Raw genomic sequence first — 6981 nt, 5'->3', positions numbered from 1 at the left:
ATCACCGGCTGCGTCGCCTGCGGTGCGTGCGTGGTCAACCCAGCTGCCCCTTCCCGGTGTCCCGGCAGTCCCGCCTGTCCGCCGTACGGTACGTGCTCACGGCCGGGACGTGGCAACTCTGGCACATCTTCGGGGCGGGCCGACGTGAGGGTCCACGAAGGGCACTTCCGACCCCGAGCTGGGGATAAGTCACGTTTCGGAGAGCTTCGGAGCGGCATCCGCATTGCCGCTCTTCAGCTACTTCGTACGACTTATTCGGTTCACGCACCGCAGGGGTCCGACGCGTCTCACACGTGCGGAGGCGGTCCCTCGATCGGGCGACCCACGATGCCGGGCCGCCGTTGCCAGGGGTGCGGGCCGCCCGGCGGCCGGTAGTCGACGCCCAGGGCGTCGAGCCGCGCGTAGTGCGTGCCCATACGGCGTTCGAAGTCGGCGAAGTCCCGTTCCCCCGGGGCCGGGAGCCGTGACCAGGCGACCTCGGCGAGGGCGGCGAGCCGGGGGAAGACCTGGTAGTCGACGCGGGACCGGTTCTGCATGACCTCGGCCCAGACGTTGGCCTGGGTGCCGATGATGTGACGGGCCGCCTCCTCCGACAGCTCCGGGGGGACGGGTTCGAAGCGGTAGACGTCCTCCAGGGTGCGCACGTATCCGATGGGCATCGGCTCGTCGGCGCCGCCGTCCTGACGGTGGTCCAGGTACACCTGCTGCTCGGGGCACATCACGACGTCGTGGCCCGCCTCGGCCGCGGCGACACCGCCCGCGTAACCGCGCCACGAGGAGATCGCCGCACCCTCGGCGAGCCCGCCCTCCAGGATCTCGTCCCAGCCGATGAGGCGCCGGCCCCGGGCCGTGAACCAGGTGTCGAAGTGCCGGATGAACCAGGACTGGAGCTCGTCCTCGTCGCGCAGACCGAGTTCGGCGATCCGGGCCTGAGCCGTCGGGGACGCCTTCCACTGGTCCTTGGGACATTCGTCGCCGCCGATGTGGATGAACGGCGAGGTGGCGGCGGGGAAGAGCTCCAGTACCTCCTCGAAGACCCCCTCGAAGAAACGGAGGGTGTTGTCAGTGGGGGCGAGTACGTTCGGATTGATGCCCCAGGTGTCCCACACGGAAAGTGAGGACGTGTCGATGACGTCGGTGTTGCCGAGTTCCGGATACGCGCTGATCGCGGCCTGCGAGTGGCCGGGTACGTCGATTTCCGGGACGACCCGGATATGCCGCTCGGCGGCGTAGGCGACGATTTCGCGGATGTCGTCCTGGGTGTAGAAGCCGCCGTGCGGGGTCTCGTCCCAGAGTTCGGAGGCGCGGTGGCCGTATTTGGTGCGGGTGCGCCAGGAGGCAGTCTCGGTGAGCCGGGGGTACCGCTTGATCTCGACGCGCCAGCCCTGGTCGTCGGTGAGGTGGAAGTGGAAGACGTTGAGTTTGTGGGCGGCGAGCAGATCGAGGTAGCGCAGGACGTCGTCCTTGCGCATGAAGTGCCGTGCCACGTCGAGCATCATGCCCCGCCAGGCGAAGCGCGGGCCGTCCTCGATCTCCAGGAAGGGGACGGCCCGGCGCGGCCCGGAGGTGACGGGTGCGCGGCGGAACGCCTCCGGGCCGAGGAGCTGACGGAGGGTCTGCGCCCCCCAGAACACTCCGGCGGAGTCCCCTCCGGTGATCCGTACCCCCGTGCCGGGGGCGACGGTGAGCCGGTAGGCCTCGGGGCCGAGTGCCGGGTCGAGGTCCAGCTCGACGGTGTTGCCGGTGGTGCCGGCGCCGGGGTCGGCGGGGCCGAGGGGCAGCCCGAAGGCGGCGCCGAGCTCGGCCCGGAGCCAGCGCTCGGTGCTCTCGGTGCCCGGCCGCGCGGTGAGGGTGGTGGAGCGGTCCGGGAGGAACCCCTCCCCCTGGGTGTCGGCGCCGATGCGCACGGGAGCCGGAATGAGGTGGTCCACGTCAGTCCTTTACCGCCCCGCCCAGTCCGGAGACCAGGCGGCGCTGTACGAGTACGAAGAAGACGAGTACGGGCACGGTCATCACCGTGGAGGCCGCCATGATGCCTCCCCAGTCGTTCTCGTCCGGTTTGAAGAAGACCAGAAGCGCCATGGGGAGCGTCGACTGGGAGGTGTCGCTGATGATGAACGATTTGGCGAACAGGAAGTCGTTCCAGGTCGAGATGAAGGAGAAGACGCTGGTCGCCACGAGCCCCGGGAAGACCAGCGGGAAGAGGATCTGCCACAAGAAACGGGTGCGGCTCGCCCCGTCGATGTAGGCGGCCTCCTCCAGCGCCTCCGGGACGGCCTTGACGAATCCGCGCAGCATCCAGATCGCGAACGGCAGCGAGAAGGCCAGATGGGGCAGGATCAGCGATCCCAGGGTGTTCAGCTGGCCGAAGTCGCGCATGAGGAAGAACAGCGGGATGGTCAGCGCCTCGACCGGCACCATCTGGGCCACGAGGAACATGATCAGCAGCGTGGTGCGGAAACGGAAGCGGAATCGCGTCACCGCCGTCGCCGCGAGAAAGGCGATCAGCGCCGAGGCGATGACGACGGTCCCCGCGACGACCAGGCTGTTGAGGAAGTAGCGCCCGAACTCCTGTTGTTCGAAGACCCGCCGGAACGAGTCGAGCGACGGGGAAAGCGTCCAGGGCCGGGCCTCGGTGGACTGGATCTCACCGGCCGGCTTGAAGGCGGAGAGCACCATCCAGTACAGCGGGAAGGCGACCGCGACGGCGATGACGAGTGCGGCCGCCTCCGCCGCCAGCCTGCCGGGCCGGCGGACGCGCAGCAGTGTGCGAGTGCTCACAGTTCCTCCCCCTGGCGGCGCACCAGGCGCAGATAGACCAGCGTCACGGCCAGCAGGATCACCAGCATCACGACGCCGATGGCCGAGCCGAGGCTGTACTGCGAGGACGCGAAGGCCTTCTGGTAGGCGTACACGTTGAGCACCAGGTTCTGGCCGGCGATGCCGCCGCCGTTGGTCATGACGTAGATCTGGGTGAAGACCTTGAAGTCCCAGATGATCGACTGGATGGTGACGACGATCAGGATCGGCCGCAGCATCGGGGCCATGACCGACCGCCAGATGCGCCACTGCGAGGCGCCGTCCAGTGAGGCCGCCTCCAGCACCTCGGTGGGGATGGCGCGGATGCCGGCGTAGACGGTCACCATCACGAACGGGAACGAGCACCAGAGGACTTCGAGCAGGACCAGGGCGAAGGCGCTGTAGCGCCCGTACGTCCAGGAGAAGTCGCCCAGGCCGAGCACCCTGTTGACGGGGCCGAAGTCCGGGTCGAAGAGGAAGACCCAGACGGTGGAACCGGTGATCGCCGGGGTGGCCCAGGCGCCCAGCGCGGCCATCATCAGGGCGAGCCGTGGCACGGCCCGGACGCGGGTCAGCAGGACGGCCAGGGCGCAGCCGACGAACAGGGTGGCCAGGACGCAGGCCCCCGCGAAGAGGACGGTCGCCAGCAGCACCTGCCAGAACTGGCTGTCGCCGAAGAGCGTGGCGTAGTTGCCGAGGCCCTTGAAGGTGGTCGGTTCGCCGCCGCTGACCTGGGCCTGGGTGTACTCCAGGAAGGAGATCAGGCCCAGTTGGTAGATCGGGTAGACGAGGAGCCCACCGAGCATGACCAGGGCGGGCAGCAGGTAGAGCCAGGGGGTCCAGCCGGCGCGCCGTGCGGGTGACGCCCGGCGCCGGGGCGGGCGGGCCGGCGGGCCGCCCGCCCCGGACGTCTCCGGGGCCTTGTACACCGTCGTGTCAGCGGTCATCGTCATCCCGCGTCGGCGAACGCCGCGTCCATCTTCTTCGCCGCGTCGTCGGAGGCCGTGGCGACGTCCTTACGGCCGCTGGCGATCTCCTGGAACATCGTCGGCAGGATCAGCGAGGCGTCGATCTGCCCCCAGGCCGGGGAGGCGGGCACGAACTTGGCCCCCGAGCCGAGCGTGGTGACGAAGGGCTCGATGAACGGCTCCTTCTTCGCGACGGTGTCCCGGACGTCGGTGTACGTCGGCAGGAAGCCCATCGCGTCGAACATCTCGGCCTGGGCCTTCTTGCCGGTGAGCGACTTCATCAGGTCGACGGCCAGGGTGCGGTGCGTGCTGCTCTTGAGTACGCCGATGTTGTTGCCGCCCGCGAACGCCGGGGCGATCGACCCCTTCTCCACGCCGGGCAGCGGGACGACCGCGTACTTGCCCTTGACGCTGCCCTCCTCGACGGCGGCGTGGCTGAAGTCGCCGCCGATCGCCATGGCCGCCTTGCCGGAGGCGAAGGCGGTGACGGTCGCGTTGCCGCCCATGGCCGCGCACTTGGCGGCGGGGCAGTTGTCGTCGCCGAAGAGCGAGGTGTAGGCCTCGATGCCCTTGCGGGCCTTCTCGCTGTTGATGGCCGACTCGTAGGTCACCCCGGTCTCGTCGGCGAGCTCGCCGCCGTGCGCCCAGATGAAGGGCATGGCGCCGTAGGTGTAGGCGCCGCCGACCGCGAGTCCGTAGAGGTCCGGCTTCTCCTTGTGGACCTTCTTCGCGGTGGAGATCAGCTCGGCCTGGGACTTGGGCGGCTCGATGCCGAGGTCCTCGAAGACGTCGGTGCGGTAGTAGAGGGCCCGGACGCCGACGAAGAGCGGGGCTCCGTAGATGTTGCCGCCGACCGTCACGGACTGCTTGGCGGCCGGGTCGGTGTCCTTGGCCTCGTCCCAGGCCGCGAACTCCTCGCTGATGTCGGCCAGTCCGCCGTCCTTGACGTACGCGGCGGTGTCGGTGTTGCCGTACTCGATGAGGTCGGGGGCGCTCTTCGGGTCGTTGAACGCCGCCTTGATCCGCTCGGCGCGGGTGTCGACGGGTATGTACTCGATCTTGACCTTCGCCCCTTCGTGGGACTTCTCGAAGGCGGCGACGGCCGCGTCGACGACCTTCTCCTTGGGCTTGTTGCCGACTTCCTGGAAGAGCCAGACGCGGAGCGTGCCGCTCTTCTCGTCCGACGTCGCGTCGGTGTCGGAGGTCCCCGGCGCACAGGCGGTGGCGGTGAGGCCCGCCAGCACCAGGGCGGCGGCGGGGGCGGCAATTCGGGCAGAAAGCTTCATCCGGGACCCTTACCGGTCAGTCGTTGCATCATGCGCAACGCACGTTTCGTTCTGCACAACTGGCAGGAGAGTAAGGGCGCGTTCCGGCGCCGACAAGTGGTCTCAACCACACTGTGACCAGCCGTCACGCACGAAGCCCCCGGGGCGCGCGGTTCAGCGCGCCCCGGGGGCTGTGTCCCGGGGGTCTCTGTAACACCGGAGGCGGAGGGCCGCTACTTCTTGCCGTCGCCCTTGCCGCCGCCCTTGCCCTTGTCGCCGCCGGCGCCCATGGACTCGTAGATCTCCTTGCACATGGGACAGACCGGGTACTTCTTCGGATCGCGCCCCGGGACCCAGACCTTGCCGCACAGTGCCACCACGGGAGTGCCCTCCAGGGCACTGGCCATGATCTTGTCCTTCTGGACGTAATGGGCGTAGCGCTCGTGGTCGCCGTCGCCGTTCGACACCTGCGGCGTCGGCTCTACGAGGGTCCCCGTACCTGCCCCGCGCTCGGGCTCAAGAGTGCTCATAACCGCCAAGCGTACTGAAAGCCGCGGGCATCAGTTCAGCGAAGGGTCGTCCGGATACGTGGCGATCATCGCGAGCTCACCGCGCTGGCGCCGCAGGACCGCACGCCAGAGCTTCTCCGGATGCGGGCAGGACACGTCCCCCGGTTCCGACTCGACCACGTACCACGCGCCCTCCGTCAGCTCCGCCTCCAGCTGCCCGGGGCCCCAGCCCGCGTACCCCGCGAAGATCCGCAGCGCCCCGAGGGCCGGCGCCAGCAGCTCCGGGGGCGCCTCCAGGTCCACCAGGCCGATCGCCCCGTGCACCCGCCGCCAGCCCAGGGGCTCTCCCCCGCCCGGGCGGGGCCGGGCCGAGGAACCGTCGTCCCCGGGGATCACGGCCACCCCCAGTGCCGAATCGAGGGAGACCGGGCCGCCCTGGAAGACCACGTCCGGTTCGCCGGCCAGGCCGGCCCATGACGCGAGGACGTCACCGACGGCGACGGGGGTCGGGCGGTTCAGGACCACGCCGAGCGAGCCCTCCTCGTCGTGGTCGAGGAGCAGCACCACCGCGCGGTCGAAGTTCGGGTCCGACAGGGCGGGCGCGGCCACGAGCAGCCGCCCTGTGAGCGAGGACACCTCGGTCATGGCAGAGATGATCCCGCATATCGTCGGCCGGTGGGGCCCGAGTCGCCCTCCCGGGGCGGTGCCGGACGTCACACGCAGCTCAGGGCGCCCGCGCACCGCGCGGCCACGAGGGGGCGCGCGGCCCCCGACACGCGCCCGCCCGCCTCCCGGACGGTGACACTCCGCGAGCCCCTCCGAGCGGAGCGTGGCGGACCGGATCCGCGACGTCCGGATACCCCCTGGGCCTTACGGAAGCCGGGCAGGAGGCCATTACCCTTTTGATGGCCCCCTGCCCGACCACTCCGGAACGCGAGATACATGACCGGCACAGACGATGTCCTGCTTGTCCACGGCGGCACCCCGCTGGAGGGCGAGATCCGCGTCCGAGGCGCCAAGAACCTGGTGCCGAAGGCAATGGTCGCCGCGCTGCTCGGCAGCGGGCCCAGCCGGCTCCGCAACGTGCCCGACATCCGTGACGTACGGGTGGTACGCGGGCTGCTGCAGCTGCACGGCGTGACCGTCCGCCCCGGCGACGAGCCGGGCGAACTCGTCCTCGACCCCTCGCACGTCGAGAGCGCGAACGTCGCCGACATCGACGCCCACGCGGGCTCGTCGCGCATCCCGATCCTCTTCTGCGGCCCGCTGCTGCACCGGCTGGGCCACGCCTTCATCCCGGGGCTCGGCGGCTGCGACATCGGCGGCCGGCCGATCGACTTCCACTTCGAGGTGCTGCGCCAGTTCGGCGCGACGATCGAGAAGCGGGCCGACGGCCAGTACCTGGAGGCCCCGCAGCGGCTGCGCGGTACCAAGATCCGG

General features: G+C 69.9%; 6 protein-coding genes and 1 pseudogene. 1 reads left to right on the top strand and 6 read right to left on the bottom strand.

Translation table 11 applies throughout. From position 1 onward, the window contains the following. Positions 1-287: 287 nt before the first annotated feature. The 6 genes from IH13_RS0118420 to IH13_RS0118395 all read right to left on the bottom strand — a co-directional run bounded on the left by IH13_RS0118420 (position 288) and on the right by IH13_RS0118395 (position 6195). On the bottom strand, positions 288-1931 hold the full coding sequence (locus IH13_RS0118420) for a beta-N-acetylhexosaminidase (RefSeq protein WP_031085807.1): 1644 nt from the start codon (positions 1929-1931) through the stop codon (positions 288-290). Between the two features lies 1 nt (position 1932). Beyond that, the gene (locus IH13_RS0118415) at positions 1933-2781 is read right to left on the bottom strand and encodes a carbohydrate ABC transporter permease (RefSeq protein WP_031085804.1); all 849 of its coding nucleotides are present in this window, start codon (positions 2779-2781) and stop codon (positions 1933-1935) included. After that, entirely contained in the window at positions 2778-3746 is a 969-nt protein-coding gene (locus IH13_RS0118410) for a carbohydrate ABC transporter permease (RefSeq protein ID WP_031085803.1), read from the bottom strand. The genes IH13_RS0118415 and IH13_RS0118410 overlap by 4 nt, the downstream gene beginning before the upstream one ends. A 2-nt stretch (positions 3747-3748) precedes the next feature. Further along, entirely contained in the window at positions 3749-5053 is a 1305-nt protein-coding gene (locus IH13_RS0118405; protein ID WP_031085802.1) for an extracellular solute-binding protein, read from the bottom strand. Positions 5054-5265: 212 nt separating this feature from the next. After that, entirely contained in the window at positions 5266-5562 is a 297-nt protein-coding gene (locus tag IH13_RS0118400) for a DUF3039 domain-containing protein (RefSeq protein ID WP_078552249.1), read from the bottom strand. A 30-nt stretch (positions 5563-5592) separates the two neighbouring features. Beyond that, positions 5593-6195, bottom strand: coding sequence for a YqgE/AlgH family protein (locus IH13_RS0118395; RefSeq protein ID WP_031085801.1), 603 nt, complete (start codon positions 6193-6195; stop codon positions 5593-5595). Positions 6196-6483: 288 nt separating this feature from the next. Between IH13_RS0118395 and IH13_RS0118390 the strand changes: the two are divergent. Continuing rightward, positions 6484-6981 (top strand): annotated as a pseudogene (locus IH13_RS0118390) (UDP-N-acetylglucosamine 1-carboxyvinyltransferase); the annotation flags it as partial.

This window comes from Streptomyces sp. NRRL WC-3549 (assembly GCF_000721935.1).
Classification (GTDB): Bacteria; Actinomycetota; Actinomycetes; order Streptomycetales; family Streptomycetaceae; genus Streptomyces.
The sequence above is the reverse complement of the archived record's forward strand: the minus strand, read 5'-3'. Positions and strand labels throughout refer to the sequence as shown.

What these genes read in the sequence shown, in the direction of transcription:
- IH13_RS0118400 (WP_078552249.1), bottom strand. Translation starts at nt 5,562, where the DNA reads ATGAGCACTCTTGAGCCCGAGCGCGGGGCAGGTACGGGGACCCTCGTA.
- IH13_RS0118410 (WP_031085803.1), bottom strand. Translation starts at nt 3,746, where the DNA reads ATGACCGCTGACACGACGGTGTACAAGGCCCCGGAGACGTCCGGGGCG.
- IH13_RS0118405 (WP_031085802.1), bottom strand. Translation starts at nt 5,053, where the DNA reads ATGAAGCTTTCTGCCCGAATTGCCGCCCCCGCCGCCGCCCTGGTGCTG.